Source organism: Rickettsia endosymbiont of Lasioglossum villosulum, from assembly GCF_964026455.1.
GTDB lineage: Bacteria > Pseudomonadota > Alphaproteobacteria > Rickettsiales > Rickettsiaceae > Rickettsia.
This window is the reverse complement of the sequence record NZ_OZ032152.1, coordinates 18134-43144: the sequence shown is the minus strand read 5'-3', so window position 1 is coordinate 43144 and position 25011 is coordinate 18134. Positions and strand designations below refer to the sequence as shown.

Here is a 25011-nt window from a genome sequence, read left to right as displayed (position 1 = left end):
GCTTAGTATTTAAATCTGTGATTCTTTATCACGAGAAATAGAAGCAAGAGTTCCTGCATGTTTAGAGGCACGTATTATTTCAATAGGTTTATTTTCTTCAGCTATTGCTGTAATTTTCTCAAAAGTGTTTTTCATTCCTACTATTTGACGCAATTGAGTAGGGATAACATGCTCACCCTCTTTAATTGTTTCAGCATATTTATTAACTAACTGTCTTTCCCAACTAGGCATTTTCTTGAACCAATCTTTATCGGCTCTATTCTGATATTCTGCCTTTTGCTCATCGGTTATTCCCTTGAGTGCTACTTCTGCCTCAATAACAGTATGATCTTTACCATTTTTATCTTTAATATTTGAGAGCGTTACTATATTACAATGTTCATCATTAAAATTCTGAAAATCTTTTGCTACATTTAGCTTCTTATGCACTTCTTTAATGCCATTATTTTCTAGCAGTATGGCTATGTCATTAATCTTATCCTTTACATTAGGAGAGATTTGCATTTGAGAATTTTTTTCATTATCTTTATGAAAGTTATCAATAAAATCTACTGCTTGTTTTCTTAATTCTGTCTTAAGTGCTTCTGGTTTTCCTTCGATTTCAGCTATATCTATTGCTGCTCTTATGACATTTAAATATTGCATCTCAAAGCTTTCCGTTCCAAGCTCTCGAGGATCTTTAGCATTTCGTGCATCACGAATTATTATCGGTGTTGTACCTTCTATCAACGGATCAATTTTAGTAAGTGTTATACCGGTTCTTTCTTCACGTAAAATTTCAAGTTTTTGTAATGCTTCAGTAAAATTACCGTTTTTAACTGCTTCTCTAACTTCATCTCTGTTTGTATGTAGAGGATCTTGTTTGTTATTTGCTAAAAATTCATTTGTTTGTGTTGTAAGAAAATATTTATCTGCGTCGAATTGTTCTTTTAATGAGGACATAGTGAAAGCTTTATATATTAATATTTAGTTTAGTTAGATAGTAGACGAAGTTTTATTTGGAAAAGAGCAAGAAGTTTATAAGCACGAGGAACGGAGCATAGATAAACTACGTGAGTACCTCAGCACCTGTAGGACGTCGCCGCCAATTTTTCAAATAAAACGAGTATACCCTTGTATTATAATTTTAAAGTAATTATATAAACAATATCTATTAAAAAATTTTAATCTTATTAATTAAAATATATTATTTATATGAATATTGATAAATTTACTGCACATGCTAAATCAGTAATAACAAACTGTCAACCCATTGCGGCTAAAAATGATCATCAGCAAATATTACCTTTGCACTTATTATCTAGTCTTTTTAATGAAGATACAGGGATCGTTAAAACACTTATTAGTAATAGCGGAGGTAACTTAAATATTTTAGCTGATCAAGTACAGGTAGAATTAAATAAAATTCCAAAAGTGCAAGTTGATGGCGGAGGAACAATTTATTCTTCTGCTGAATTTCTTAAAGTTTTAGAAAAAGCTAATAGTCTTGCTAAAGATAATGGGGATAGCTTTGTTACAATCGAGCGTATTTTGGAAGCTTTAAGTTTTGATAATACTATAGCTGGTAAAATTTTAACCAATAATGGGGTTAATAGCAAAAAACTAGCAGCTAGTATTTTGCAGCTTCGCAAGGGTAAAAAAGCCGATACTGAATCAGCAGAAAATAGCTATGATGCTCTAAAAAAATATGGCAGAGATGTAACTGAACTTGCTGAAAGTGGTAAGCTTGACCCGATAATCGGACGTGATGAAGAAATCAGAAGAACAGTGCAAGTATTATCTCGTCGTATGAAAAATAATCCGGTATTGATCGGCGAACCTGGCGTTGGTAAAACTGCGATAATCGAAGGGTTAGCACAACGAATATTTAGCAAAGATGTGCCAGAAACTCTTATTAATTGCCGAATTATCGAGCTTGATATGGGAGCGTTGATTGCAGGAGCAAAATATCGTGGTGAGTTTGAAGAGAGGCTTAAAGCTGTTCTTGGTGAAATAAAAGAATCAAGTGGTGAGATTATTTTATTTATCGATGAATTACATTTATTAGTCGGTACTGGTAAGACTGATGGAGCTATGGATGCATCAAATTTACTAAAGCCGATGCTTGCACGCGGTGAACTACATTGTATCGGAGCTACCACTTTAGACGAGTACCGCAAATATATTGAGAAAGACGCTGCACTTGCTCGCCGCTTCCAGCCTGTTTATGTTAGCGAGCCGACAGTAGAGGATACGATATCCATACTTAGAGGTATTAAGGAAAAGTATGAACTGCACCATGCGGTACGGATTTCCGATAGTGCGATAGTTGCGGCAGCAACTCTATCAAACCGCTATATTACGGATCGTTTTCTACCTGATAAAGCGATTGATTTAATTGATGAAGCTTGTAGCCGTATGAAAATCGAGCTATCAAGTAAACCTGAAGAACTGGACGAACTAGATCGCCGTATTATTCAGATAAAGATAGAGCTTGCAGCTTTAAAGAAAGAGAATGATGAGCATTCTAAAAAGAAAATTGAGCATTTAACCGCAGAGTTAGAAAAGTTGGAATCTAAATCTTACGATATGAGTTCTAAATGGCAAGCCGAAAAATCCAAAATTCAAGGACAGCAGAAACTTAAAGAAGAGTTAGACCGTGCTAGGATTGATTTAGAGCGAGCAGAACGTGATGCTAATTTAGCCAAAGCTAGTGAGTTAAAATACGGAATCATTCCTGAGATTATGAAGAAAATTCAGGAATCCGAAAATGCTGACAGTAAAGGATTGTTAAAGGAAATTGTTTCAGAAAGTGATATAGCAAGTATTATCTCTCGTATCACCGGTATTCCGATCGATACAATGCTATCAAGTGAGCGTGAACGTTTGCTTGTGATGGAGCAGAAATTACGTGAGTCGGTAATAGGGCAGGATGAGGCGATAAAAAGCGTTAGTGATGCTGTTAGAAGATCACGTGCCGGTATTCAGGATGTTAACCGCCCGCTTGGTTCTTTCTTGTTTCTCGGTCCGACTGGAGTTGGTAAAACTGAACTGACTAAGGCTTTAGCGGGTTTTCTTTTTGATGATCGTAACGCCATCTTACGTATTGATATGTCCGAATATATGGAGAAGCATGCTATTTCTCGTTTGATAGGAGCACCTCCCGGGTATGTTGGATATGATCAGGGTGGAGTGCTTACCGAAGCGGTAAGACGCCGCCCGTATCAAGTCATATTATTTGATGAAGTGGAAAAAGCCCATCCCGATATTTTTAATATTATGCTGCAAATATTAGATGAGGGAAGACTTACCGATAGTCAGGGTATCACAGTTGATTTTAAGAATACTATTATTGTGCTAACATCTAATTTAGGTGCTGAAATACTCGTTAACCAAAAAGAGGGCGAAGATACTTATAAGGTAAAAGACCAAGTTATGGAATATGTGAAGATGGTATTTAAGCCTGAATTCTTGAATAGGTTAGATGAGATTATATTATTCCATAGATTAAACCAAAATAATATTCACGATATAGTAAAGATTCAGCTAGAGGGTTTAAAGAAAATCTTATCAGCACAAAATATCACTCTTGAATTTGATGAACCAGCTTTAAACTATTTAGCCTTAAAAGGTTATGATCCGAGCTTTGGAGCAAGACCATTGAAGCGACTTATCCAGCGTGAAATACAAAATAACTTAGCTAAGATGATTTTAGCAGGCGAGGTAAGTAGCGGAAAAATAGTAAAAATAACTGCAAAGAAAAAAGATCTACAGATACAAATAATTGATTAGTTTTCCTGTCATTTAGAAGAGGCGTTGCCTACGTGGATCAGCTTCCCGTCATTGCGAGCGACTGCAAGGAGCGTGGCAATCCAAAAAAAATAATAAAAATGCTATGCATTTTACTAGATTGCTTCGTCAAAACTTATAGTTTTTCCTCGCAATGACGATATCTATACTTAGTTAGGAATGCTAGCCACCCTCAATTCACTTACCGATTGACTTTTTTAGGAAATAGAATATAAAATTGTGTTTGAAATAGTTAAAGCTATTTTGGGGCTTCGAAACCTCTTGTAGCATGGTTATACATTAACCATTATATAATGCAATCCTCAATACTTATGGTTGGGGGTGATAATAGACATGTCCAGAGCTTAGAATATTATTTTAAGCTTAAAATCTATTGTGAACTGTTGCTACGGTTTTTCGAACTCCCCAACCACCAAAGATTTTCTTCGGTGGTTAAAACTTGAGCAATTTAAGTTTATATTCAGCGGGGACACATGCTTGATACCAAAAAAATAATAATCTTCCTTACACCTATCTCAAATTCTAAAAATCGTAAACACTGCAAAGAACTTATAAATAATTACTGTCAGCAAAATAATTTCCAAACATCAAAGATTATAGAGCAAAATTCATTCCATCATACTAATATACGTAAATTAATTGATGAAATAAGAAATGAGCCTAAAGGGACTTTTACTATTTTAATTGAGGATATAATACTAAACGATCCAAATAGTATAATTTTTACCTCAAGCCTTGGAACTTTATATTTGCTTGGGTTTATTCATACAGAAATATATAAAAAATCTTTCCAAGAGATAAAATTATATGATGGAATAAACATAAAAAATGATTTTTTAAGTATAGCAGATTTTTGCCTATACTATAATTTGGCATGTTATGGAAATAACTCGTTGGAGGATAAATATACAAATGAGTAATAAGCTTATAAACTTTAAGGAACGTCATATTACCGATGAGGAATTATATCTTGAGGGAATTGCTAAAAATGAGGAATATTTCCCTGAAGAACTAGTTCAGAAAATTCTAAGTGGTGAAAATCCTATTAAGGTTTATCGTGAACATAGAGGACTTTCCCAAGAACAGCTAGCTACTAAGATTGGTAAAACTAAACAATATATTTCTGCTATCGAGAAAGGATCACGTACCGGTACAATAGATACACTAAAAAAACTAAGCAACGTTTTAAATATAGATTTGGACATGCTGTAATTAGACCTAGTATATAATTATCTATATAAAGTATTTATTATTTACTTCCCCTCTTCTCTTTCTTCAATTTAAAAATTTTTTTTAATTTTATTTGTAACAATTTTATTTTTTAAGTTAAACTGGAATTCACGCCGTTGTTTTGTAATCTCATATAGTATAATACCAGATGAAGTACCTAAATTAAGGCTCTCAATAATGCCATACATTGGAATGTTAATACAAATATTGCTCCTTTCAACTGCAGTCTTACTAATGCCTATTCCTTCATTTCCAAACCAAATTGCAAGCTTTTTATACTTAGTATAATCGTGTTCATGAAGTACTACATTTTTGTATCCTTTCAAATGAGGAGAAGTAACAAGCGAAACAAAGCCTTGCTTATCTAAGTGATCCATACAACTATTTGTATCCTTAAAAATCTTTACAAAGCTCCATTTTATAGCCGAGACGGATATAGCATTAAGTTTTTGCTCCGCACGCATTTCTTCCCATGTATCAGGAAGCAATTTTTGATTAGTAACAATGTTTTTTATATTATCAAGATTCTCAATTACAGCAATTAAGTTTTTGCATTTAAAATCTTTAATTTTATTAGCTCTGGCACGAAGCGTTGGTTTAGACTTTTGCTTTTCTTCCATATATTTAGACTATTTTGCTAACCTTAGGCACAAAAAGACAGTATATAAATGATGCTTTTTTTATGCAACAAAATTCACAAGCAGCATAAAAATTTTATGGTAGGGTGGCAAGAGATAGTATTTTACTTCCTTTCAAACTTCATTGGAATTTTGAAGAAGCTTATGAGTTTGAAGTGAAAAACATTATTGCTAAATTGTCATGAAGCAGGCTATATAATGAGTTAATTTCTAGCTTTTATATAGTCAGTAATAAATGATGTTGATTAATTTTTAAGTTCATCTTTATTAATTCCTCACTATTAAAAAAAACTTGCAGCTTCTCTCGAAGTTGTAGAGATTCTTCTTTAGTTATTAAGCGAGCTAAAACAACTCTGTCTTTAAATTCGTCATATCTAGCCAAGAGCAAGTCTTTATATTCATTAAAATCATAACTAGAAATATAATGTTCTACTTTTGAAAAAATATTTAAACTTTGACATATATTAGCTAACTTATTGCCTATGTCATAATGAACTCCGTTAATTTGCCCATAAGTCGTGACAAGCTTATAATAACGTTTGAAACTTTCATTAGTTTCCTGATTGTTTAGTTTTTGAAGAGTTGAATTTAGATCAGATTCTTGTAATGAAATTATCCCTTCTTTTTTTAATAAAGAACTCATCAGCTTTATAGCTTCAATAGGATTTTTCAGATGCATTAATAGTAATCTAGAATAGACAATATCGGCTTTGGGATAATCATTATTTGATAGTGAGTAAAGATCACTAACTATAAATGTAACATTTTTGAGTCCTGCATTCTTAATTCTTTGCTGGGCTATTTGGATTTGTTGCTCGCTAATATCAACTGCATATACTTGCCCATTATCACCTACTCTAGATGCCATGATCTCAGTCATTGTACCATTTCCACAACCAATATCCCAGATAATGGCGCTTTCTTTTAGACCAGCTTTTTCAAGTTGCCCTATAGAATGCCGCTTTAACATCTGGTGCTGAAAATCTAAATTTTTAGCTCCTGCTTTTCCTACACCTAATATGTAAGAATTCTTTTGTTTTAAATTGTTATCATGATTCATAGTTCAAGACGTTCGTACAAATAGCAAAAACTGAAGAGTGGCGCGCCCTAAAGGATTCGAACCTCTGACCTACGGATTAGAAATCCGTTGCTCTATCCAGCTGAGCTAAGGGCGCTGAAATGGGTGGATATGGTTTATGTGTTTCAAGCACAGTGTTTTTATGGCTCTGAAACCGTTATTATTAGTATCATCCCGTGGGGTCAAGCCGGCATTGCCCGCATAAATATCAAAAAACGTCCTATATGTCATTCCCGCTTAAAGCTTGCCCCGCGTGGATCAATTTTCTCGTCATTGCGAGGAAATTACGAAGTAATTGACGAAGCAAGGAAGTATAAAAAATGCTATAAATTAGCATTTTTTATTATTTTTCTAGATTGCCGCACTCACTTCGTTCGTTCGCAATGACGACTTAGCATCCACACAGGCAAGCCTCCACAATAATAACATCGGAGTCATGCAACAATGCCGGAAATTCTCAACTCGGCAATCTAATATTTTTACAATTTTTCACCTATAAAGGTGGTGCCGGATATCGGATTTGAACTGATGACCTACCGCTTACAAGGCGGTTGCTCTACCACTGAGCTAATCCGGCTTATTTTTTTAGATATTCAGCTAAGTAAATTTAAAGCTTTTAATTTTATACTGTAGCCTGACTAGTGTTGTTATATAGCTTAGTTTTACCCTCTGTCATCCCGTGGCTCGTCCACGGGATCCAGTAAAATCCAAGCATAGTAACTTAAAATTAAAAGCTCGATTTCTCTCGCTTTATGCTGGATTCCAGCTGTTGCTAAGAATGACATCGGAGGCGTTTCTAGAGCTATGCAACAACACAGGTACAAGCGACAATGCTAGATTTGACAACACTCTAAACTTTTTTACTGGATCCCGTGGATGAGCCACGGGATGACAGTGGTATAACTATGCTTCTTTAGCTTCTTTTTTGCTTGGTTTAGCTTTACGGTTTTTTAGCTTAACTTCCATCTCTTTTTTGACTTTTTCAGGAAGAGCTATACCAGCTTGCTCGATAAATTTTGCAACTCTATCTGTTGGTTTAGCACCAGATTTAAGCCAATATTCTACACGATCCGCCTTTAGAACTACACGCTCATTACTATCTTTAGCAAGCATTGGATTATAAGTTCCAACTTTTTCTAAAAAATCACCATCACGTGGTGCGGTTGCGTTAGCTACTACTACACGGTAAAAAGGACGCTTTTTAGCACCGCCTCTAGCTAAACGAATTTTTACTGCCATATATTACTTCGATTATTTTATTTTTTCTTCTTTAAAAAGAACATGTTTTCTTACTTTTGGATCGTATTTACGAAAAGAAAGCTTTTCGGTTTGCGTTTTTGGATTACGCTTTTTCACTAAAAAAAAGCCTGTACCTGCTGTACTTACTAACCTTACCAAAATGTTTTTATTTTTCTTTGCCATTAGCTTATCGCCTAATCAAGATATTATAATATTCTAAATAGAGCAGAATAAAACGAAATTAAAAAATAGTCAAGGAAAAAACCAGCCAAGGTGGTTTTTTGTTACGACCATTTTACTTCGGGTGGTAGAGACATCAATATTGCCTCAACATTGCCGTCAGTCATTAAGCCAAACTTTGTGCCTCTATCATATAGCAAATTAAATTCTACGTACCTACCTCGTCTTATGAGCTGATATTCTTTCTGCTCATCCGTCCACGGTAAAAATAGCTTATTTCTAACGATTTCAGGATATACTGATAATAACGCTTTGCCTACATCTTGCGTAAAAGAAAAATCTTGCTCAAAATTACCACTATTTAGATAATCGTAAAATATTCCGCCGACTCCTCTCGGTTCTTTTCTATGCTTCAAATAAAAATATTCGTCACATTGCTTTTTAAATTTAGGATAATAGCCAGAATCATATTTGTCGCATGCTTCTTTGAAAGCTACATGAAATTTTGCTGTCTCGTCTTCTTCTGGATAAAAAGGCGTTAAATCACCACCGCCACCAAACCAGTTTTTTGAGGTTTCAATATAACGAGTATTGAAGTGCATTGCAGGGATTAACGGAGATTTAAGGTGAGCAACTAATGAAATACCAGTAGCAAAAAACTTGCCGTCTAGCTCTGCTCCCGGGATTTCGGCACGAAACGCCTTTGAGAATTCACCGAATACAGTCGATATATTAACGCCAACTTTTTCAAACACTTCCCCTTTCATGACAGACATAACACCGCCATCACCGCCATCACGTTCCCAGGTTGAGCGGACAAACTTACCTGGCTTTAAACCTTTTGCCTTTGCGTATTCTTCTTCGATTTTCTCAAATTCCGTGCATAATAAATCACGTAAATTAGTAAACCAGCTACTTGTTACTTCTCTATTTTTTTTGTTCATAACTATTTAACAACTGTTTGATTACTCTTCTCATCATATACATAATAATTAAAAATATAGCTGCAATAATCATGATATAGAAAGCTGGAGCGTAAAATAATTTAGTATGCTCAACAAGCCAACGTGAAATAATCGGGGACGTACCGCCAAATATTGCTATCGCAAAGTTGTAGCTGAAAGCAACGCCGGTAAATTTTTGCTCTGCAGTAAATAGAGAAATAACGAATATATATGCCGTACCTGCTATACTTCCTGCAAGCATGCCAAGAATAGTAAGTGCTAGAATTTGCTGCCAAGTTTCTTCTGCCGACATAAGTAACATAGTCGGTAAGATCAATAACAAAATTGCAGTACCGACTAACATACTCATCTTAAACTTTCCGATAATATCGGCAGCACCGCCAGCAAGCAGCATCGCAACCATTGCAATAAACAAGCTATAAGCTGAATAGGATAAAGCAATAGCATTATCAAAATGCATAACATTGTAATAAAACACATTTATATATGTTTTTACTAAATACATAATACTGCTAGCTATGGCACCTATACATATGGTCAAAAACATAGATTTCCAAGCTGTTTTTATTACGTTGGAAAAAGGAGCTTTAAGAACTTTTTTCTTTTTCTCAAGCATTTTAAAAATCGGCGTTTCTGAAACACGCAGTCGCAAGTAAAATCCGGCAAGCCCTATAAATCCGCCGAGAAGAAAAGCAAACCGCCATGCAAAATCAATATGGGAAAAATAACGCTCGATTATAATACCAATAAAAATTGCTACTAATGTGCCAACAATATTGGAACCATGTACTAAACCTGCTGTAAAACCAGGTCTTAAATTTTGACGATGTTCTAAAATGAAAATAGCAGCTCCTGTTCCCTCACCGCTAATACAAAGTCCCTGAATAAGCCGCATTATGATTAGAGTTATAGGTGCATAAACCCCAATATCTGCATATGAGGGGATCAAACCCATGATAAAGGTCGGGATAGTCATACCAAGCATAGATATTATCAAGGCAATACGCCTACCATATCTATCACCGATATAACCAAATAATATACCACCGATAGGTCTTGTCAAAAACCCAACCGCAAATACGGCTAAGCTTAAAAGAATCTGGATAAATTCTGACTCCCCAGGAAAGAAAATTCGCCCTATAATCGGCGAGAAAACTGAATATACAGTAAAGTCATAATATTCAAGTATATTCCCTGAAATGGCAGATAGAAAAATGAATTTAGATTTATTCATCGAACTCTAAATAACTTAATTACTAATTAGTTATTATAAACAAGTTCTATCATTTATAAAGTATAAATTTTTATCCAATAAAATTTGCCCTTTTTGCACGTCGTGCATTTGTAGCTAAATCTCCAGTAGCCTTTTCATTATCTTGCTTTCTTTTTAATAATGTATCTTTTAAATCTTTACCTATTGTTGCTGCTTGTGTTACTGCAGTTTTCTTAGAAACATTTTTTAACTTAGCTTGATATTCTTTAATTTTTGATATTCGGTTTTCACGCAATTGTTCATAATGAGTTTTGCCACCCGTTCCTTGAACCTTTTCTTCCATTTTTGCTACAAAATTCTTAAGAGGCTCAGGGTCTTTGTTCTGAATAAGAATTAAACAATTTTTGTCTAAAGCTCCTGGCATTTTTTCTTGTATCTTTTTTATCCCACGGTACATATCTAAAGGTTCTGGAGCATAATGCCCACTATTATCAGATATTAATTTTATTTTTCCAGCATCGATAGATATCATTCCAGCCATTTCAGCTGGTATCCCACCTAAAAATGAAGCATGAGACAAGCTGGGATTTTCTGGATCAACAGGTTGTCCTTCATGACTTCCAATATATAAATTACCTTTCTTATCCATAATAAAAGCTTGTTGATCTTCTACTCCTTTACTTGTCTTACCAACAGTGCTAGCGTGTTTTCCCTCATGATCTAATAATGCTTCTAAAGATTTACTGTATGTTATCTGGTGATTGCGTAGTATCTCTTCCGACATTACTAGCATAGGAAATTCAAATGTATAACGACCTATACTTTTCACTAACTTACCAGTAGCTATCTCTTCCAGATAATCTGAATGATCTGATTTTTCAGATATTCTTACCCTTACTGAATCAACTGGATCTCCTAACGCATGTCTAAATTTATCAACAGCTTTTTTCCAACGATTTTCATTGCCACTACCATTATTTTTCATAATACATTCTCTATTTATTGACTATTATTAAAGATATTCATGTTTTTATTATTGTCAAATTATATCGTGACTAGTAAAACCTGAGTCGTCTGAATCATAATCTGGAAGCGGTTCATTTAGTTTTAAAATATCTTTAATAGATAGATTTTTAATCCCTTTGCTAGTATCAACATGCATATCTCTATGAATTTTTGTTTCCTTTCTTCAGTATTATGATACTTCTTAATATGATCAGCAGCATTAGTTTTTAGTTTAGGGCTCTTTTTAAATAATTCAGCCCTAAAATTACCTTTAAATCTTAATTTGTTTGTATAAAAATCAAAATTATCTAGTAGGAACTTTTGGGGTTTCTACTTTTTTAAGTGCGGCAGCTTTCGGTTTTTTATTAATTCCTGCAAAATTCTTTTCTTGCTCTTTACGTAATTCTTCACCTATTTTTTTTGCAACTTCTCTACTACCTTTTAAAGCACTTCTAGCTGGTTTTTTATCAAGACTTTTCTTGCCTTTTGAAGTATCAACCTTTTCATTTTTATGAAAAGTTTTAGTTGCTGCTTTTTCTGATATTTTTACAGTTCGTTTATCGCTTTTTAAAGTATTTTTAGTAGCTTGCCTTTCATTTCTAACACTTCCTAAATAATAAATTTTATTACTTTCTTGTTTAAACTGATTTTGATTTGGTATCGGTTTGCCTTTTAAATCTAAAAACTGATTATCTTTTTCTGCAGAAGCAGAAAATGATTTTAAAAACTCATTATTTTTCTTAATGGCAAATACTTTTCCATTTTTTTCAAGGATAGTTTCATCAAACTTAACACCCTCATCTAATATTATTTTTGCAAAATCACCTACCTCTCCAACTTTTTTACCATTAAGATCATAAGCATAAAGTTTTGTTTCATGAAAATCTAAATCGTCCAAAAAATTTTCTATTGATTTTTTATCTTTAGTAAAAGCACCTATAATTTGTTCTTCTTTTCGGACTGATTCTACTGGAAATATTTCATTCACAGTAATTTTTTCTGTACGTTTAATTATACCTAAAAAGGCTAGAATCTTTTTAAATTTACCTAAATCACGCTTTACTTCAATTTCTCGTTTTCTTTCTAGGTTTATTTTTTCTTTATGTTCTACTTCTCCTACGATTAAATGCCCATCTACAGCTTTGCCGTGTTCATCTTTAAAATGTAGTATTTTAGCGTTTTTTATTTGATTTAGTTCGGTTGTTTGTGGATGCTCTTTTTGTGTCATAACTCCCTCTTAAAAATAAAAATTAATTTATTTTAGTGTAATAAGTTAAATAAGCACTTTTCAAGAAATTTCTAGCATTAGTTATTTCTTAATAGTTAATGTTTATTAAGAAATTTGGGTTATTGTGCTGTCCAGCCCCCATCTATCAAGAGTCCAGCTCCTGTTATAGATGATGCTTTTTCGTCACATAGAAATATTACTAAATCAGCTATTTCGCTTGCCTCCACGAATTTCTTTGTGGCTTGTGACTTTAATATTACGTCTTTTAAGGCTGATTCTTCGCTAATATGGCGAGCTTTTGCAGTATCTGCTATTTGGTTTTTTACAAGAGGAGTATTTACATAACCAGGACAAACAGCATTAACAGTGATATTATTCTCAGCTACTTCTAAAGCAACAGTTTTAGTTAATCCAAGGATTCCGTGCTTTGCTGCCACATATGCCGATTTAAAAGGGGATGCAACGTATGCGTGAGCTGAAGCGATATTGACGATACGCCCAAAGCCGTTCTTTTTCATTATAGGAATAGCGTATTTTGTAGTATAAAAAGAGGCTATTAAATCTATACGCAAAATCTGTTCCCATTTATCTTCTGGAAACTCATCGATAGGGGCAACATGTTGAATGCCTGCGTTATTCACTAATATATCTATTTTTCCGAATTCTTTTACTATATTTTCAAACATAGATTTTATTTCACTCGGCTTTTCAAGATTTACTCCTTGATAAAATATGTCAGCTGCACCAAGATTTTTTAATTCCGTAGAAATTTTTTGCACTTCATCATCTTTTGCAAAACCATTAATAACTAATTTTGTACCAAGTTTTGCAAAATGCTTGGCTATTTCAAATCCGATACCACTTGTTGAACCAATTATAACTACTACTTTATCTTTCATTTTTACCTCCTGTTATGTTACTTCTAAAAAGACTTGTATGCAGTGTTCGATGTCATTCCCGTGCGGCATTGCCCGCGTGGATCGAAAAGCACTTTCAATGTCATCTAGTTGCTTGACCACGGCATCCAAAAAATAATAAAAAATACTAATTTTATTAGTATTTTTAACTGGATCCCGCTACAAGCTCGCGGGATGACAACTGGAAAACTGATCCACGCAACAATGCCTTTAGCTAGGAATGACATAGGAATCATACAATAATGCCGCTGCGGAATGACACCAGAAATTAATTTGTCTTTTATTTAAAAGTAACTTATGTTAGATGTTACTAAAAGAAAAATGTGTAAATCTATGGAAATTGTTAATAGTGTTGATGCATCTGTATCTTGCTGCGGTAAAGAGCCGCCTTATGATCATCCGAAAGTTTATTTAGAAATTGATAAAGAAAAAAAGGAAGTTAGCTGCCCTTATTGTAGTAAAAAATTTAGATTAATAGAAACAAAATGACTATAAAGCTTCTTTCAGAAAGTACTATCAACCGCATTGCTGCTGGCGAAGTTATAGAGCGTCCCGCATCGGTTGTAAAGGAATTGGTTGAAAATGCCGTTGATGCAGGTAGTACCAAAATTGACATTATCTTAGAGCGTGCCGGCAAAAATCTAATCATCATTTCCGATGATGGCGTCGGTATGACGGATAAGGAGCTAGAGATTGCCGTTGAGCGTCATACTACTTCTAAACTTGATGAGACCGATTTCCTAAATATACATACTTTCGGTTTTAGGGGCGAGGCATTACCATCTATTGCCGCCATTAGTAAAATGCTGATTACTTCTAAAAAACGTGATAATCAAAAAGCTTTTCAAATTAAATTAATTGGTGGTGACGAAAAACAAATTGCTCCAGCTATTCATAATGAAGGTACTAAAATTGAGATAAGAGATTTATTTTTTGCTACGCCCGCACGTCTGAAATTTTTAAGAACTGATAAAACCGAGCTTGCAGCTACTGTAGATGTAGTTAAAAAGATTGCACTCGCACATCCTGAAATATCATTTAGCCTAACACATGATGGTAAAACCTTACTAAAGCTTAAAGGACAAAATAAGGACGCCGAAAACAACTTGAAACAAAGAATAATTGACGTAATAGGTGAGGATTTTATAAAAAATGCCTCTTATATAGATTTTAAATCTCCTGATTTTTCTATTTATGGCTATACGAACATCCCAACATATAATAGAGCCTCCAGCGAAGATCAGTTTTTATTCATCAATAACAGACCGGTAAAAGATAAATTATTGCAAGTAGCTCTAAGGGTAGCATATCAAGATTATATGCCGCGTGATCGCTACCCTTTATGTGCCATATTCCTGCAAATCGATCCTCAACTTGTTGACGTAAATGTGCATCCGGCAAAAGCTGAAGTTAGGTTTCATGATCCGAATTATGTACGGAATTTACTTATAGATTCAATCAAAAATGCCTTGTCAAATAAAAGTCATATCGCATCCACCACCATTGCATCTAGTGCTATTGAATTATTTAAAAACCCATTCGTTAATAAAGAACCAGCTATAAGTAAATCCTTAAACGTGAATAGTAAACCTAGCGAATATCGACCTGCTATATCACCTACTGTGCCTAAATATAAGCCAAATAATAGCTGCCAAAAATTGATAGATACACTACCACATGCTAGGATCGAGCAGGAAGTAGAGCAGCGTATACAGAACGAGCCGCAAAAATCTTCACAATATAGGCTTGGAGCAGCTAAAGCCCAGCTTCACACTACTTATGTTATTTCACAGACGGAAGATAGTATAGTAATCACTGACCAGCATGCGGCACATGAACGCCTTGGATATGAAAAAATCAAAAATTATATTAAGAATGAAGAGTTAATAAAACAGCGTTTACTCATTCCTGAAATAGTCGAATTACCGGACGAGAAAAGAGCCGATATTTTATATGAGAACAAAGATAAATTATCTAAATTAGGCTTAAGCTTAGAAAAATTCGGCGAAAAATCTATTATAGTAACCGAAATTCCTAATATTCTTGGTGATATAAACGTACAAAAGCTAATTCAAGATTTGGCTGATCATTTAGCAGAATGCGGGGAAAATATAGCCTTAACCGAATTAATTGAGCATGTTACCGAGACTTACGCTTGTCACTATTCTATCAGAGCAGGACGAAAATTATCAGGAGAGGAAATGAACGCACTACTCCGCCAAATGGAAAATACACCATTTTCAGGACAGTGCAACCACGGCAGACCTACCTACATTGAACTTAAGCTTAAAGATATCGAACGTTTATTTGGTAGAAAATAGATAGCCTTATTGCGTGGACTGAAAACGCTTTCAAGGTAAAACCGGCGTCGTTGCATGACTCGGAAAGTGTATTCATTGTCATACCGTGGCTTGACCACGGTATCCAGTACTTAAAAAGCCTAAATACAGCAAATTTCAAAATTAAAAGCTCGATCTTTCTCGCTTTTTTCTGGATCCCGTGGTCAAGCCACGGTATGACATTCTTACTATAAGCTAATTCGTAGTTTATTCAAATCGCCATGCAATAAAATTATACTTATAATTGATAAGCAACTTTTAAAATCTTTCTTAGGTTTATTCCGCTCTATTATCTTTGGTACTTTATCATATCTCAAGTTAATTAAAATTTTCATCTATGATGAGAATGACTTTGCTCTAGATATAAAAGCCTTAAAAAGCAATGAAAATTACTTCTGCTCTTATAAAATTAATTACTTTAAAAAGCTGATTAATGGAGAGTGATTAGTTTTGCCTGCATGGATCGAGAGGCGTCATAAGCTATGCGACTGTAAGGAGCGTGGCAATCCAGAAAAAATAATAAAAAATGCTATAAATTAGCATTTTTTATACTTCCTTACTTCGTAATTTCCTCGCAATGACGTTCCAAACGAAAATCACACTCCGTGCCGTTCAGCAATTAGACCTTTTATCTCAGAAATAGCCTTAGCAGGATTTAGACCTTTCGGACAGGTTTTAGTACAGTTCATAATTGTATGACATCTATAGAGCTTGAACGGATCTTCTAAAGCCTCTAGACGCTCGCCTGTATGATCATCCCGTGAGTCGGCAATCCATCTATATGCCTGAAGTAAAATTGCAGGACCTAAATATTTATCCCCATTCCACCAATAGCTAGGACAAGAAGTAGAACAGCATGCACATAATATACATTCATATAATCCGTCAAGCTTCTCTCGATCTTTAATCGACTGTAATCTTTCAGCATTGGATGGAGCTGAACTATCGGTTTTAAGCCATGGTTCTATAGATTCATATTGTGCGTAAAAATGAGACATATCCAGCACTAAATCTTTTACCACTTTCATATGAGGAAGTGGATAGATTTTAATATCGCCTGAAATTTCTTCTATAGGCTTAATACATGCTAAAGTATTTGTACCATCAATATTCATTGCACAACTACCACAAATTCCCTCACGACAAGAACGTCTAAAAGTTACAGTAGAATCAATTTCGTTTTTGATTTTAATTAAAGCGTCTAAAACCATCGGACCGGTTTTGCTTAAATCTATCTCGAAACTATCAATAGTAGGATTCTCATCAAGGTCAGGATCATATCTATAAATTTTTATTTTTCTAAGATTAGATACATCTCCTTTTGCTTTATGTTCCTTACCTTTTTTTACAACTGAATTTGGCGGTAACCTTAACTCTGCCATACTATATACTCTTTAATATTATGATTTAGCTTTTATCTTCCTTTTTAGCTTTAATTGGTTTTGCTTTCTTAAGGTCTTTTTCTTCGGCTATTTTTATGGTAGATGATGCCGCACCAAAAGGAAAGTTATTTTCTTCTTCAGAGTCTAGCTGTCTGCTGCTAAGTAAATTTTTAATTTGCTGACCTGATAATGTTTCATATTCTATTAAGGCTTTAGCAAGTATATGAAGTTGATCTAAGTGCTTAGTTAAAATGTCTTTTGCTAAATCATAGCCGGTAGTAACAATTTTCTTTACTTCTTCATCTATTAACTCTGAAGTACTTTCCGATCTATCACTAGAACTATTTCTATTAGTATACATATCTTCACTAGCACTTCCGTGATATACAGGACCGACCTTATCGCTAAGCCCCCAATCGGTAACCATTGCCTTTGCCATTCTGGTTGCCATCTTTATATCTGATGATGCTCCTGAGGTTACCTTTTCTTTACCAAATATAATTTCTTCAGCTACTCTACCAGCCATGGCTACCGCAATATCTGCTTCCATCTTATCACGTGGCATTGAAAAACGATCATTTTCCGGTAATCTCATAACCATACCAAGAGCTCTACCACGTGGAATAATCGTAGCTTTATGAATAGGATCAGAAGCGGGACAATATAAACCAACTAAAGCATGACCACCCTCATGATATGCTGTTAGTTTTTTCTGCTCATCGGACATAATCATTGAGCGACGCTCAACCCCCATCATGACCTTATCTTTGGCCTCTTCCAAATCATGCATTTCTACTTCTTTCTTATTGCGTCTTGCTGCAATAAGAGCAGCTTCATTAACTAAATTAGCGAGTTCAGCACCAGAAAATCCAGGTGTTCCTCTGGCAATAATTCTTGGTACGATTTTAGTGCTATATTTTACTTTCTTTAAATGCACTTGTAGTATTTTTTCTCGTCCATCAATATCAGGATTTGAGACAGTAATTTGCCTATCGAACCTACCTGGTCTTAATAAAGCGTTATCAAGAACGTCGGGACGGTTGGTAGCTGCAATAATCACAACTCCCTCATTTGCTTCAAATCCGTCCATCTCGACTAACATTTGATTTAATGTTTGCTCACGCTCATCATTGCCGCCGCCCATACCAATACCTCTATGGCGACCTACCGCATCAATCTCATCAATAAAGATAATACAAGGAGCGTTACGCTTGCCCTGCTCAAACATATCACGCACACGGCTAGCACCCACGCCTACAAACATCTCAACGAAATCAGAACCAGAGATGCTAAAAAATGGTACGTTAGCCTCACCTGCAATTGCTTTAGCAAGCAGCGTCTTACCAGTTCCTGGAGGACCTATGAGCAAACAACCTTTAGGTATTTTACCGCCAAGCTTTTGGAACTTGCTTGGATCTCTTAAAAAGTCCACTATTTCGGTTAATTCGTCTTTTGCTTCATCAATACCAGCTACATCTTTGAAAGTTATTTTTGGACCCTTATCCGACAAAAGTTTGGCTTTAGATTTACCAAACCCCATAGCTTTACTGCCGCCATGCATTTGTCGCATAAAGAAAACCCAAACACCGATTAATAAAAGCATCGGAAACCAAGAAATTAAGAAGCTTAAAAATGTGTTCATTCTTGTTTCAGGCGGCACGACTTCTATATTAACGTCATTATTATTTAGACGATTTACTAAATCAGGATAATCAGGAGTGTAAGTACTAAAACTAGAACCATCATTTGAAGTTCCTTCTATTATTCTTCCTTGAATTTTAACCGAGTTAACAGTTTTCTCATCGACTTTTGTTAAAAATTCTGAGAAAGATATATTATTTTTACTGCTGAGTAACCCATCAGACTGAAAAACATTAAAAAGCAGTATTACAAAAACAAAAATTACTGCCCAAACTATAATATTTTTACCTTGATTATTCATTGATACAAAACCTAACAAAAATCATTAATTATAAACAAAAACATTTTTACCAGTTTAATTAACTGACTCAGTAAAAATGTGTAAAACGAGATGTAAAATCCGGAGCAAAAGAGACGTTAAAACTCTTTATGTCGTTATCATAGTATGATATATGTGGTATTGCTACAACTTTTTCAAGTATTTTAATAATAGGTAAGGTAAATAAAATCGCATTGTGGTTTCCACAAGATAGGTTTTTTAAAACTTCTAGATCTAGTTCTTTCTTGATTATTTTATAATCTTCTAGCGATAAATATGTTGCTACACAATTTTCTATGTCATGGTTTTTTGTAATACGAAAACGATTATCCCAAACAACCTGCTTATCTAATAATAACTTACTTTCTGGTAGCTTTTTACCAAATTCCCGATATATTAATAATTTATTTTGCATACGCTTAATTACGCAACCATGCAGAGTATTTTTAAAATCCAAACTTTGCATAATTAATTTTAAAATAGGCTCTACCGAATAGAAACGAGCCGAGCGTTGCTGTCCGCTAATTATTATCAGTAAAAAGTTAATTAGCTGCACTCGTACTTCTTGTGAAAATCCGCTAAATTTAATTAAATCAAGAAAAGCAAAGCCATATTCAGATATCTTTACCGATTCGGCTATTGCGGATATTAATTCCGGTTTAAACTTATTTTCTACTAATTCATTAACTTTAATTTGCTGAGTAATTATATCATCTTTAATATAAACTTCCTCTTTAGCTAATTTCTGCCTAACTGCATTACGTCTATATTTAGTCGATAAATTTGATTGATCTTCAAACCATTTAATATTATTTGTAACTAAATAATTTACTAATTCGCTTTTAGGAATATTAAACAGAGGTCTAATTACTTGTGTATTATTATGCCAGTTTATGCTGCTGCTGCTAAGTCCGAATACGCCGCTTTTACGCTCTAATCTAAGGCAAAAATTTTCTATATAATCATCTTCATGGTGAGCGGTTAATAGAACTAATACATCAAGCTTTTGGCACAATGAAGTCATTAAATCATAACGCCCTTTTCTTGCTCGCTCCTGTAAATTAGAAAAATTATTTTGATGATCGAAAGAAAGGCTATAAAACTTAAGCCCTAAATCGTTGGCAGTATTTTGGATATACTCAATTTCCTGCTTTGATTGCTCTCTTAAATTATGGTCAACCGATAAAACAAATAACTCTATATTATTTTTTTTAGCCCAGATACTTGCAAGGTAAAGTAATGTTACTGAATCACTACCGCCAGAAACCGCAATAGCTATTTTAGATAAGCCAAAACCACCTATTAAATTATTGATGTTGTGTTCAAATTTTTCGTATAGCATAAAATCACTTATTATATGGGATTGTTAACATGAGTATACTGCTAATAAATGAAGAGTTGGGTATACGAAGTTTTATTTGGAAAAGAGCAAGGCGGCTTGAAGCTGATAACCGCAGCGTACAAAAAGTACGTGAGGATTATCAGCAAAAGACTTTGTCGCCAATTTTTCAAATAAAACGAGTATATACTTTTTGAACACCAAGAAAGGCTAACAGAAGTAACAAAAGAAAACAAGGCATTTATTGGAATAGATTTGATGTAAATGTTTTTCAATTAAATTGTATTATTTGGCACTTTATAGCTTTTATGTTATAATAATTATTATTTCAGACAGATTACGTTTATGTCAATTACACGCTTCCTTGACCCAAAGAATAATTTTGCATTCATACAAATATTTGGAAGAGAAAAGAATAAGGATATACTCATCCATTTTTTAAATGATATTTTAGGTTATACAGGGGAAGAAAAAATTAAAGAAGTTACTTTTTTAAAAACCAATCAAGACCCTGATATTGCAGTTTATAGACAATCTATTGTTGACGTATTGTGCAAAGATGAAAACGGCACGCAATTTATTGTAGAGATGCAGATAAGTAAACATCCAGGTTTTGAAAAAAGAGCCCAACTTTATGCTGCAAAAGTCTATTCAAGGCAAATAATCAAAGAGGATGAACATCACAAAAAAATGGCAGTATATGCCAAGCTAAAAGGCGTCATATTCCTAGCCATTGCCGATTTTATCCTATTCCCAAATAAAGAGGACTGGAGATCAAACCATAGGCTACTTGATACTAAAACCTATGAGAATGATTTACAGGATTTTTATTTTATTTTTTTAGAATTAGAGAAATTTAACAAAGAACTAAATCAATTAGAGAATCTTCAAGAAAAATGGGCATATTTCTTTAAACATGCACATGAAAGTACATTAGAAGAAATGGAGCATTTAATAGGTCAGGATCTTATTATGAAGAAAGCTTTTTACGCTTTAGATCAAGCTAGTTGGTCTGAAGAAGATCTCAACACCTATGAAAAAATGGTTAAAACTGAAATGGATAATTTAGCTGTAGAAGAGCAGAAAATTGAAGATGCTAAAAATAAAGTAAAAATGTCTATGGCAAAAAAAATGTTAGCTAATAATGAACCTACTGAAAGAATTACAGAGTATACAGGTTTAACTAGCGAAGAGATAGAGAAATTAAAATAATAGATTTTTTAATTTCATCATTTTAAAGTAACTTATTATTTTGATCAAATAAGAAAAAATTACCCACTTTCGGGATGATAAATTTATCGTCTTGGATGTTATGCTTTTTAATTGCTTGCTGTAACTCTAAAGGAGCTGCGTTAAAGGCTTCGTCAGCTAATTGAAAGACATCGAAATGACTTGCTATAGAAAATTTAGATCGTAAATCTAGATGAGCAAGTACTGCTTCCTCAGGGTTCATATGTACCGGTTGCATGAACCATCTTGGTTCATAAGCTCCTATTGGAATAAGGCTAAGTAAAATATTATATTTTTCGCCGATCTCTTTAAAAATATTTGCATTATAACCTGAATCGCCTATAAAACAAATATCACCTTTCTTGGTTTTAATAATAAAAGTTCCCCATAACGCTTCGTTCTTATCAAATATTCCTCTAGCTGACCAATGTTGTGCTGACTCTAAGCAATATTCTATATTTTTATCTTTGTAAGATTCACTCCACCCTAAAGTAATAATTTCAGCATCTTTAATATGTTTTTTTATTATTATATCATTCTTAAGAGGAGTAATAATTTTAGGCTTATCCCGCAGCCATAAATCGTTAATCGTTTTAATATCTAGATGATCATAATGATTATGGCTTATTAATATAAAATCGATTTTAGGTAAATCAGCAAAATCGATACCGGGCTTTACTATTCTTTTCGGTCCTGCAAAGGTAAAAGGACTTGCTCTCTCCGACCATACCGGATCAGTTAAAATATTTAGACCTTGCACCTGAATTAAGAAAGTAACGTGACCTACATAGCTTACTCTTATATTCTTATCATGAGTTATTGGAGGAATATCGGTTGTGATAGATGCCGATAATGGTAACCTTTCTGACTTTTTTGAAGTCATTTTCCACTTTAAGATATCAAGCAAATTTTTAGGCTTAATATTAGGATCAAGGTTATAAAACATATTTTTATTTTAACGTGATCTTTCTGTTTGCTTATTAGATCGTTTAACTTGCTCTTTTTCTATAAAAGATTTTTTTGGCTCATTTGGCTTTTGTACTGATTTATGTGCAAACCCTGCTGCTTTTTCTCTTACTTCCATGACAGATTGCAGAGCTTCTTTTGGTAGTTGAGTTAAAAATGCTGGTATATTTGATTCTACTTCTTTCTTATTAATATTTATTTCTTTTGATTTCTTTAACTCTATTTCTTTAGCAAGATCTCTGCCAATAACATCATCTAATGCAGCTCCTATATAATCGGCAAACCGAACAATTGCTTCTGAGCTAGGTAATATTGTTTGTTCCTTTGTTATAAAATTTTTCCATAAAGTTTCATTGGTATTTGTTTCTGCAGCAAGTTTATATGCTGAAATACCTCTTTCTTTTAATTCTTCTTTTACCTTTTCTTTTAAATGATAACTTATATTATCTCTTAAATTTTCTTTATCGCTCATTATTTTTTCCCGTAAATATTCACTCCTAAAAGGCTTAAGAGTTATAACAATTTATTTCTAAATGATAAGAATTTATAGTTTATATAGATTATTTATTAATATATAACTAATAAATGACAAATAGAAGATATTTCACGATATAAGTAATAAGTTTTAAGATATTTTAATTAATTATACCGAAAATACTTCAAAATTTGGAAAGTTAAATAAGTGTTAATCCAAGATACATGTATTTAAGTGTTAACAGTGTTCTGTTTCAGATATTTTAAGAAGATCATATAAATCAAGAACTGTTTTCTCTACTTGTTTATCATTTATTAATAGAATAATCTTAATTTCCGATATTTGTACCATTTGAACATTGATATTATCTTTTGCTAATTTTGATAATATCACTTCAAGCAATTTCAAATCATTTTTAATCCCATGACCAATAATTGAAACTGTAGCAATTTCAGTATCAAAGGTAAAATTACTTATTTGATTATTATTTTTCAAATTAGTAAGTAGTATATGTAAACTATTTTTATCTGTTAAATCAGTAATAAAACTATATCTTTTGTTATGCTCTATTTCTTGCATCAACTCAATATGATTATTATTTTGTGCAATAACACTCGCAACTTGAATAAAGTTTAACGAACAGCTTTCTATAGTTATATATAATAAATTTTTATTAGAAGTAATGCCGCTAATTATTCTTTTTTCCATAATTTTATCTTTTGAAGTGATTAACGTGCAACCTGCTTCAGGTGCAAAAGTTGAAAGAATACGCATATCTATTTGATATCGCATTACTATTTCTGCTGCCCTTGTATGTAATACTTTTGCTCCACTTAATGCTAACTCTAACATTTCTGAAAAGTCTATCTCGTCTATCTTTTTTGCTTTTGGAATAATTCTTGGATCAGCAGCAAATACACCCTCTACATCCGTATAAATATCGCACCTATCTGCTTTCATGGCTGCAGCAATTAAAGCAGCGGTAGTATCAGACCCACCTCTACCTAATGTAGCTAATCTATTATGTTTATTGATTCCTTGAAAACCAGCAATTATAGGAATAATATTTTGTTGTAAACATTCGTTCAATAAGTTTGTATCAACTGATTCTACTAAAGCTTTACTGTGATTATCATCAGTCAAAATTGGTAATTGCCACGCCAAAAATGATCTGGCATTTATATTTTCTTCTTGAAGAGCAAGTGCAAGCAATGAAGCCGTAACTATCTCACCGCTAGAAAGTGCTACATCATATTCTGCAAGTTGAGATGATTTATTAAGACTTGATACTTCATTACATAATGTAACAAGTTGATTAGTGACCCCTGCCATAGCAGAAACTACTATAATTACTTGATTATTTTTAGCTATTTCAGCTTTTATAATAGGGATGATTTTTTTTATTCTGTCAATAGTTGCAACGGAAGTGCCACCGAATTTTTGAATTATTAAGGCCATATATAGAAGCCTATTACTGCTGTTTTTGTGGGGTATTAATATCGTTTAGTTTTTCGTCATTGCGAGGAGATGCATAGCTAAAGGTACGGTAGTCTAGTTAACTATAATGTCATTCTCGCTTAAGATTTACTTGCATGGATCAAAAGCACCCTAAGGGTAGTCATCCCCCCTCGTGGCTTGTCCACGGAATCCAGCTTAAAATACTAAAATTGTTGGTATTTTTTACTGTTTCCTGGATCTAGTTCCCAAGCCACAGGAGGCATTATTGCACGGATCGAAAAGCACTTTCGATGTCATGCCGTGGCTTGACCACGGCATCCAAAAAATAATAATTTTATTAGTATTTTTAACTGGATCCCACGATCAAGTCGCGGGATGAC

24 protein-coding genes and 2 tRNA genes are annotated in these 25011 nt (G+C 33.6%); 7 read left to right on the top strand and 19 right to left on the bottom strand.

Annotated features, from left to right (window positions below; all coding sequences use genetic code 11):
- Positions 1-9: 9 nt before the first annotated feature.
- A complete protein-coding gene (locus tag AAGD49_RS00255; RefSeq protein ID WP_341788642.1) occupies positions 10-942 on the bottom strand; it encodes a hypothetical protein in 933 nt (310 codons plus the stop codon).
- 252 nt (positions 943-1194) lie between these two features.
- Between AAGD49_RS00255 and clpB the strand changes: the two genes are divergently transcribed.
- The 3 genes from clpB to AAGD49_RS00240 all read left to right on the top strand — a co-directional run bounded on the left by clpB (position 1195) and on the right by AAGD49_RS00240 (position 5001).
- Positions 1195-3771: an ATP-dependent chaperone ClpB gene (clpB, locus tag AAGD49_RS00250; RefSeq protein ID WP_341788641.1), complete on the top strand. Its 2577-nt coding sequence runs from the start codon at positions 1195-1197 to the stop codon at positions 3769-3771.
- Positions 3772-4262: 491 nt separating this feature from the next.
- A complete protein-coding gene (locus AAGD49_RS00245) occupies positions 4263-4709 on the top strand; it encodes a hypothetical protein (protein WP_341788640.1) in 447 nt (148 codons plus the stop codon).
- Positions 4702-5001, top strand: coding sequence for a helix-turn-helix transcriptional regulator (locus tag AAGD49_RS00240; RefSeq protein ID WP_341788639.1), 300 nt, complete (start codon positions 4702-4704; stop codon positions 4999-5001). Before AAGD49_RS00245 ends, AAGD49_RS00240 begins: the two co-directional genes overlap by 8 nt.
- Positions 5002-5069: 68 nt before the next feature.
- Here the strand turns inward: AAGD49_RS00240 and AAGD49_RS00235 are convergent, their stop codons facing one another.
- The 3 genes from AAGD49_RS00235 to AAGD49_RS00225 form a co-directional block, all read right to left on the bottom strand.
- A complete protein-coding gene (locus tag AAGD49_RS00235) occupies positions 5070-5639 on the bottom strand; it encodes a TrmH family RNA methyltransferase (RefSeq protein ID WP_341788638.1) in 570 nt (189 codons plus the stop codon).
- A gap of 235 nt (positions 5640-5874) precedes the next feature.
- The gene (locus AAGD49_RS00230) at positions 5875-6717 is read right to left on the bottom strand and encodes a class I SAM-dependent methyltransferase (RefSeq protein WP_341788637.1); all 843 of its coding nucleotides are present in this window, start codon (positions 6715-6717) and stop codon (positions 5875-5877) included.
- Positions 6718-6755: 38 nt separating this feature from the next.
- A tRNA-Arg gene (locus tag AAGD49_RS00225) sits at positions 6756-6832 on the bottom strand.
- Positions 6833-6846: 14 nt separating this feature from the next.
- Here AAGD49_RS00225 and AAGD49_RS00220 point away from each other — a divergent pair.
- The gene (locus AAGD49_RS00220) at positions 6847-7122 is read left to right on the top strand and encodes a hypothetical protein (protein WP_341788636.1); all 276 of its coding nucleotides are present in this window, start codon (positions 6847-6849) and stop codon (positions 7120-7122) included.
- A gap of 115 nt (positions 7123-7237) precedes the next feature.
- Here AAGD49_RS00220 and AAGD49_RS00215 read toward each other — a convergent pair.
- The 9 genes from AAGD49_RS00215 to AAGD49_RS00175 all read right to left on the bottom strand — a co-directional run bounded on the left by AAGD49_RS00215 (position 7238) and on the right by AAGD49_RS00175 (position 13464).
- Positions 7238-7312, bottom strand: a tRNA-Thr gene (locus AAGD49_RS00215).
- Between the two features lie 326 nt (positions 7313-7638).
- The gene (rpsP, locus tag AAGD49_RS00210) at positions 7639-7974 is read right to left on the bottom strand and encodes a 30S ribosomal protein S16 (RefSeq protein WP_341788635.1); all 336 of its coding nucleotides are present in this window, start codon (positions 7972-7974) and stop codon (positions 7639-7641) included.
- Between the two features lie 12 nt (positions 7975-7986).
- Positions 7987-8157, bottom strand: a complete 171-nt coding sequence (rpmG, locus tag AAGD49_RS00205; protein WP_011478029.1) for a 50S ribosomal protein L33 — start codon at positions 8155-8157, stop codon at positions 7987-7989.
- Positions 8158-8258: 101 nt separating this feature from the next.
- Positions 8259-9098, bottom strand: coding sequence for an oxygen-dependent coproporphyrinogen oxidase (gene hemF / locus AAGD49_RS00200; RefSeq protein ID WP_341788634.1), 840 nt, complete (start codon positions 9096-9098; stop codon positions 8259-8261).
- The gene (locus AAGD49_RS00195) at positions 9082-10353 is read right to left on the bottom strand and encodes an MFS transporter (protein ID WP_341788633.1); all 1272 of its coding nucleotides are present in this window, start codon (positions 10351-10353) and stop codon (positions 9082-9084) included. Before AAGD49_RS00195 ends, hemF begins: the two co-directional genes overlap by 17 nt.
- Positions 10354-10423: 70 nt before the next feature.
- Positions 10424-11317: a hypothetical protein gene (locus AAGD49_RS00190; RefSeq protein WP_341788632.1), complete on the bottom strand. Its 894-nt coding sequence runs from the start codon at positions 11315-11317 to the stop codon at positions 10424-10426.
- A gap of 54 nt (positions 11318-11371) precedes the next feature.
- Positions 11372-11494: a hypothetical protein gene (locus AAGD49_RS00185; RefSeq protein WP_341788631.1), complete on the bottom strand. Its 123-nt coding sequence runs from the start codon at positions 11492-11494 to the stop codon at positions 11372-11374.
- 147 nt (positions 11495-11641) lie between these two features.
- The gene (locus tag AAGD49_RS00180) at positions 11642-12565 is read right to left on the bottom strand and encodes a hypothetical protein (RefSeq protein WP_341788630.1); all 924 of its coding nucleotides are present in this window, start codon (positions 12563-12565) and stop codon (positions 11642-11644) included.
- A gap of 119 nt (positions 12566-12684) precedes the next feature.
- Positions 12685-13464: a 3-hydroxybutyrate dehydrogenase gene (locus AAGD49_RS00175; protein WP_341788629.1), complete on the bottom strand. Its 780-nt coding sequence runs from the start codon at positions 13462-13464 to the stop codon at positions 12685-12687.
- Between the two features lie 339 nt (positions 13465-13803).
- Between AAGD49_RS00175 and AAGD49_RS00170 the strand changes: the two genes are divergently transcribed.
- Together AAGD49_RS00170 and mutL are read left to right on the top strand one after the other, a co-directional pair.
- On the top strand, positions 13804-13971 hold the full coding sequence (locus tag AAGD49_RS00170) for a zinc-finger domain-containing protein (protein WP_341789249.1): 168 nt from the start codon (positions 13804-13806) through the stop codon (positions 13969-13971).
- Positions 13968-15803 carry a DNA mismatch repair endonuclease MutL gene (mutL, locus tag AAGD49_RS00165; RefSeq protein ID WP_341788628.1) on the top strand — a complete coding sequence of 612 codons (1836 nt, stop codon included), beginning with the start codon at positions 13968-13970 and terminating at the stop codon, positions 15801-15803. The genes AAGD49_RS00170 and mutL overlap by 4 nt, the downstream gene beginning before the upstream one ends.
- A 614-nt stretch (positions 15804-16417) precedes the next feature.
- Here mutL and AAGD49_RS00160 read toward each other — a convergent pair.
- The 3 genes from AAGD49_RS00160 to tilS form a co-directional block, all read right to left on the bottom strand.
- The gene (locus AAGD49_RS00160; RefSeq protein WP_341788627.1) at positions 16418-17203 is read right to left on the bottom strand and encodes a succinate dehydrogenase iron-sulfur subunit; all 786 of its coding nucleotides are present in this window, start codon (positions 17201-17203) and stop codon (positions 16418-16420) included.
- 25 nt (positions 17204-17228) lie between these two features.
- Positions 17229-19145, bottom strand: coding sequence for an ATP-dependent zinc metalloprotease FtsH (ftsH, locus tag AAGD49_RS00155; RefSeq protein WP_341788626.1), 1917 nt, complete (start codon positions 19143-19145; stop codon positions 17229-17231).
- Positions 19146-19212: 67 nt separating this feature from the next.
- Positions 19213-20505 carry a tRNA lysidine(34) synthetase TilS gene (gene tilS, locus AAGD49_RS00150; RefSeq protein ID WP_341788625.1) on the bottom strand — a complete coding sequence of 431 codons (1293 nt, stop codon included), beginning with the start codon at positions 20503-20505 and terminating at the stop codon, positions 19213-19215.
- A 342-nt stretch (positions 20506-20847) separates the two neighbouring features.
- On the opposite strand from tilS, the gene AAGD49_RS00145 reads away from it, so the two are divergent.
- Positions 20848-21714: an Rpn family recombination-promoting nuclease/putative transposase gene (locus AAGD49_RS00145; RefSeq protein WP_341788624.1), complete on the top strand. Its 867-nt coding sequence runs from the start codon at positions 20848-20850 to the stop codon at positions 21712-21714.
- 22 nt (positions 21715-21736) lie between these two features.
- On the opposite strand, the gene AAGD49_RS00140 is transcribed toward AAGD49_RS00145, so the two are convergent.
- The 3 genes from AAGD49_RS00140 to AAGD49_RS00130 form a co-directional block, all read right to left on the bottom strand.
- A complete protein-coding gene (locus AAGD49_RS00140) occupies positions 21737-22615 on the bottom strand; it encodes an MBL fold metallo-hydrolase (RefSeq protein ID WP_341789248.1) in 879 nt (292 codons plus the stop codon).
- Between the two features lie 72 nt (positions 22616-22687).
- Positions 22688-23170, bottom strand: a complete 483-nt coding sequence (locus AAGD49_RS00135) for a hypothetical protein (protein ID WP_341788623.1) — start codon at positions 23168-23170, stop codon at positions 22688-22690.
- 240 nt (positions 23171-23410) lie between these two features.
- Positions 23411-24631, bottom strand: a complete 1221-nt coding sequence (locus tag AAGD49_RS00130; protein WP_341788622.1) for an aspartate kinase — start codon at positions 24629-24631, stop codon at positions 23411-23413.
- Between the last annotated feature and the right edge of the window lie 380 nt (positions 24632-25011).

Excerpts from the sequence above, each read along its gene's own strand:
- AAGD49_RS00255 (WP_341788642.1), bottom strand. The coding sequence starts at position 942 with ATGTCCTCATTAAAAGAACAATTCGACGCAGATAAATATTTTCTTACA.
- clpB (WP_341788641.1), top strand. The coding sequence starts at position 1,195 with ATGAATATTGATAAATTTACTGCACATGCTAAATCAGTAATAACAAAC.
- AAGD49_RS00245 (WP_341788640.1), top strand. The coding sequence starts at position 4,263 with ATGCTTGATACCAAAAAAATAATAATCTTCCTTACACCTATCTCAAAT.
- AAGD49_RS00240 (WP_341788639.1), top strand. The coding sequence starts at position 4,702 with ATGAGTAATAAGCTTATAAACTTTAAGGAACGTCATATTACCGATGAG.
- AAGD49_RS00235 (WP_341788638.1), bottom strand. The coding sequence starts at position 5,639 with ATGGAAGAAAAGCAAAAGTCTAAACCAACGCTTCGTGCCAGAGCTAAT.
- AAGD49_RS00230 (WP_341788637.1), bottom strand. The coding sequence starts at position 6,717 with ATGAATCATGATAACAATTTAAAACAAAAGAATTCTTACATATTAGGT.
- AAGD49_RS00220 (WP_341788636.1), top strand. The coding sequence starts at position 6,847 with ATGGTTTATGTGTTTCAAGCACAGTGTTTTTATGGCTCTGAAACCGTT.
- rpsP (WP_341788635.1), bottom strand. The coding sequence starts at position 7,974 with ATGGCAGTAAAAATTCGTTTAGCTAGAGGCGGTGCTAAAAAGCGTCCT.
- rpmG (WP_011478029.1), bottom strand. The coding sequence starts at position 8,157 with ATGGCAAAGAAAAATAAAAACATTTTGGTAAGGTTAGTAAGTACAGCA.
- hemF (WP_341788634.1), bottom strand. The coding sequence starts at position 9,098 with ATGAACAAAAAAAATAGAGAAGTAACAAGTAGCTGGTTTACTAATTTA.
- AAGD49_RS00195 (WP_341788633.1), bottom strand. The coding sequence starts at position 10,353 with ATGAATAAATCTAAATTCATTTTTCTATCTGCCATTTCAGGGAATATA.
- AAGD49_RS00190 (WP_341788632.1), bottom strand. The coding sequence starts at position 11,317 with ATGAAAAATAATGGTAGTGGCAATGAAAATCGTTGGAAAAAAGCTGTT.
- AAGD49_RS00185 (WP_341788631.1), bottom strand. The coding sequence starts at position 11,494 with ATGCATGTTGATACTAGCAAAGGGATTAAAAATCTATCTATTAAAGAT.
- AAGD49_RS00180 (WP_341788630.1), bottom strand. The coding sequence starts at position 12,565 with ATGACACAAAAAGAGCATCCACAAACAACCGAACTAAATCAAATAAAA.
- AAGD49_RS00175 (WP_341788629.1), bottom strand. The coding sequence starts at position 13,464 with ATGAAAGATAAAGTAGTAGTTATAATTGGTTCAACAAGTGGTATCGGA.
- AAGD49_RS00170 (WP_341789249.1), top strand. The coding sequence starts at position 13,804 with ATGTGTAAATCTATGGAAATTGTTAATAGTGTTGATGCATCTGTATCT.
- mutL (WP_341788628.1), top strand. The coding sequence starts at position 13,968 with ATGACTATAAAGCTTCTTTCAGAAAGTACTATCAACCGCATTGCTGCT.
- AAGD49_RS00160 (WP_341788627.1), bottom strand. The coding sequence starts at position 17,203 with ATGGCAGAGTTAAGGTTACCGCCAAATTCAGTTGTAAAAAAAGGTAAG.
- ftsH (WP_341788626.1), bottom strand. The coding sequence starts at position 19,145 with ATGAATAATCAAGGTAAAAATATTATAGTTTGGGCAGTAATTTTTGTT.
- tilS (WP_341788625.1), bottom strand. The coding sequence starts at position 20,505 with ATGCTATACGAAAAATTTGAACACAACATCAATAATTTAATAGGTGGT.
- AAGD49_RS00145 (WP_341788624.1), top strand. The coding sequence starts at position 20,848 with ATGTCAATTACACGCTTCCTTGACCCAAAGAATAATTTTGCATTCATA.
- AAGD49_RS00140 (WP_341789248.1), bottom strand. The coding sequence starts at position 22,615 with ATGACTTCAAAAAAGTCAGAAAGGTTACCATTATCGGCATCTATCACA.
- AAGD49_RS00135 (WP_341788623.1), bottom strand. The coding sequence starts at position 23,170 with ATGAGCGATAAAGAAAATTTAAGAGATAATATAAGTTATCATTTAAAA.
- AAGD49_RS00130 (WP_341788622.1), bottom strand. The coding sequence starts at position 24,631 with ATGGCCTTAATAATTCAAAAATTCGGTGGCACTTCCGTTGCAACTATT.